The sequence below is a fragment of the Streptomyces sp. 8L genome (genome assembly GCF_020176795.1).
In the GTDB taxonomy this organism is placed as follows: Bacteria; Actinomycetota; Actinomycetes; order Streptomycetales; family Streptomycetaceae; genus Streptomyces.
Genome location: NZ_JAIUKE010000856.1, coordinates 1 through 1,716, shown reverse-complemented (window position 1 = coordinate 1,716; position 1,716 = coordinate 1). Strand labels below are relative to the sequence as shown.

General features: G+C 69.1%; 6 protein-coding genes. All 6 read right to left on the bottom strand.

Going from position 1 to position 1,716, the window contains the following annotated elements:
* Window positions 1-155: 155 nt before the first annotated feature.
* A complete protein-coding gene (locus LCE31_RS39450; protein WP_225023095.1) occupies window positions 156-404 on the bottom strand; it encodes a hypothetical protein in 249 nt (82 codons plus the stop codon).
* Window positions 405-438: 34 nt separating this feature from the next.
* Window positions 439-657: a hypothetical protein gene (locus LCE31_RS39445; protein ID WP_225023093.1), complete on the bottom strand. Its 219-nt coding sequence runs from the start codon at window positions 655-657 to the stop codon at window positions 439-441.
* Window positions 658-687: 30 nt separating this feature from the next.
* Window positions 688-819 carry a hypothetical protein gene (locus LCE31_RS40715; protein ID WP_263632837.1) on the bottom strand — a complete coding sequence of 44 codons (132 nt, stop codon included), beginning with the start codon at window positions 817-819 and terminating at the stop codon, window positions 688-690.
* Between the two features lie 76 nt (window positions 820-895).
* The gene (locus LCE31_RS39440) at window positions 896-1,231 is read right to left on the bottom strand and encodes a hypothetical protein (RefSeq protein WP_225023091.1); all 336 of its coding nucleotides are present in this window, start codon (window positions 1,229-1,231) and stop codon (window positions 896-898) included.
* A gap of 35 nt (window positions 1,232-1,266) precedes the next feature.
* Window positions 1,267-1,431 carry a hypothetical protein gene (locus tag LCE31_RS39435; protein ID WP_225023089.1) on the bottom strand — a complete coding sequence of 55 codons (165 nt, stop codon included), beginning with the start codon at window positions 1,429-1,431 and terminating at the stop codon, window positions 1,267-1,269.
* Complete coding sequence (locus LCE31_RS39430) at window positions 1,428-1,634, bottom strand: hypothetical protein (protein WP_225023088.1); 207 nt, start codon at window positions 1,632-1,634, stop codon at window positions 1,428-1,430. Before LCE31_RS39430 ends, LCE31_RS39435 begins: the two co-directional genes overlap by 4 nt.
* Window positions 1,635-1,716: the final 82 nt, after the last annotated feature.

Sequence of the window (1,716 nt, the reverse complement as noted above, 5' to 3'; positions counted from 1 at the left end):
GTCTCGGGGTTGGTGGGCTGCCCCGGCGTGCGGGGCGCAAGGGCGTCGAGTCCGTCGACGAAGACGGGGACCGGCGTCGTGGCGCCGCGGGTCGGGGCGGTGGTCATGGCCGTCCGTGTCCTTTCTGGGGGGTGTGGGTGCCGTAGCGGCAGGGGTCAGTCGTTGTGGTGGAGGGAGGCGTTGAGGGCCTGAACCTCGGTGGCGGAGGTGGCGAGGGTCGTGAGGTCGAGGGAGATCTTGATGGCGACTGGGGTTGTCTCCCTGAGGCGGTATTGGGCTTCGTCGTCGCCGGGCGCGAGGGCCTTCAGATGTGCGTCGATGAGCTGCCGGGCGGCGCTGAGGAGATCGAAGGCTGCATCGGCTGTGGTACCGGTCCACTCGTGGATGTTCGGGGTCTGCGTCATGTCGGTGGGTGTCCCTTCTGGGTCGTGGTGGCGGTCAGATGGTGGGGCGGGGTAGTGCGCGGCACGTGTCGGCGTGCTTCTGGGCGTGCTCGTGGGCGATGCGCTCGGTCCAGTAGGGGCCGCTGCTGTAGGGGCAGGCGGTGCAGTGGTAGCCGGTGGAGTCACCACCACCTGTGATGTCGACGGTGGCTCCGGCGGTGGTGAGGTAGCGGGCGGTGACTCCGTCGGGCCAGGGCTGGTTGGTCTGCGTCATGGCGGTCGGTCCTTCGGGTGTTGTGGGTGGTCAGGCGGTGAGGTGGAGGTTCTGGTAGATCTCGTGGTCGACGTCCTGCCAGTCCTCAATGGGCTGGTTGGCGTGCTGCTGTTCGAAGCGGTCGAGTGGGGTCTGCGCGGTATCGGTCTGGGGGGTGTCCATGGCGGGTCCTTTCGTGGTTGGTGGGGTCTGGTCGTGCTCCGAGCCGTCCCGGCGGGCGGGGCGGCAGGGAGCGCGGTCAGGCCGTGGCCAGGAGGCTGCGAGCGGCCTCACGCACCGGCCGCTGGTCGTCGACGAACGACGCGGACACGTCCAGCCCGAACCCGAGCGCGACCTCAGCTTCGGCCTCAGTCAGCGGCACGCCCTTCAGGTAGCCGCCGTACATGGCGTCGGTCTTCGAGATCACGTCCTGGGCGGTGGCTGTGGGGCGTCCGTCGGTCCAGGTGCCGTAGGTGACGAGGGTGTTGGCGGCGTGCCGGCCCATGCGGAGTCGGGCTTCCTGACGGCGCTGGGCCCGGCGGGCGGCGTTGCGGTCCTCGCGGATCTGTTCGGGTGTGCGGTGCTTCGTGTTCATGCGGGGTTCCTTAATGGGTTGTCTGGGTGGGGTGTCTAGGCCTCTTCGTGCCAGATGCGGGTGCATTCGGTGCATCTGCGGGATACGAGGTGTGGTTTCGGGAAGTGGTCGTCCCAGACGGGGACGATGTCGGTGGAGCCGCAGTGTGGGCAGTCGTCGCGGCCTGCGTTGGGGTCGTGGTCCGCAGGGTCGCCGATCATCGCGTGCCCCTGGCGGGGCCGGTCGGGTAGCGGCGCCACTTCGGGAGCTGCTGCTCCGCGTCGATGACGGCCTGGTTGGCGGCGTAGTAGTCGGGGGTCTCGTCGCGGTCCCGGTCGGTGACCTGGGCGAGGTGCTGCTTCGCCTGGCGGTGGGCGGCGCGGGCTTCGGGGGTGCCGATGAGGCGGTCGATGCGGCGTCCCATGGGGGTCCTACTTTCTTTCTGGGTTGCTTCGGTCATTCGTAAGATCGAGGGCCCAGGGGCTGTGGGTATGGCTGGCATGAGG

What these genes read in the sequence shown, in the direction of transcription:
- LCE31_RS39450 (WP_225023095.1), bottom strand. Translation starts at nt 404, where the DNA reads ATGACGCAGACCCCGAACATCCACGAGTGGACCGGTACCACAGCCGAT.
- LCE31_RS39445 (WP_225023093.1), bottom strand. Translation starts at nt 657, where the DNA reads ATGACGCAGACCAACCAGCCCTGGCCCGACGGAGTCACCGCCCGCTAC.
- LCE31_RS40715 (WP_263632837.1), bottom strand. Translation starts at nt 819, where the DNA reads ATGGACACCCCCCAGACCGATACCGCGCAGACCCCACTCGACCGCTTC.
- LCE31_RS39440 (WP_225023091.1), bottom strand. Translation starts at nt 1,231, where the DNA reads ATGAACACGAAGCACCGCACACCCGAACAGATCCGCGAGGACCGCAAC.
- LCE31_RS39435 (WP_225023089.1), bottom strand. Translation starts at nt 1,431, where the DNA reads ATGATCGGCGACCCTGCGGACCACGACCCCAACGCAGGCCGCGACGAC.
- LCE31_RS39430 (WP_225023088.1), bottom strand. Translation starts at nt 1,634, where the DNA reads ATGGGACGCCGCATCGACCGCCTCATCGGCACCCCCGAAGCCCGCGCC.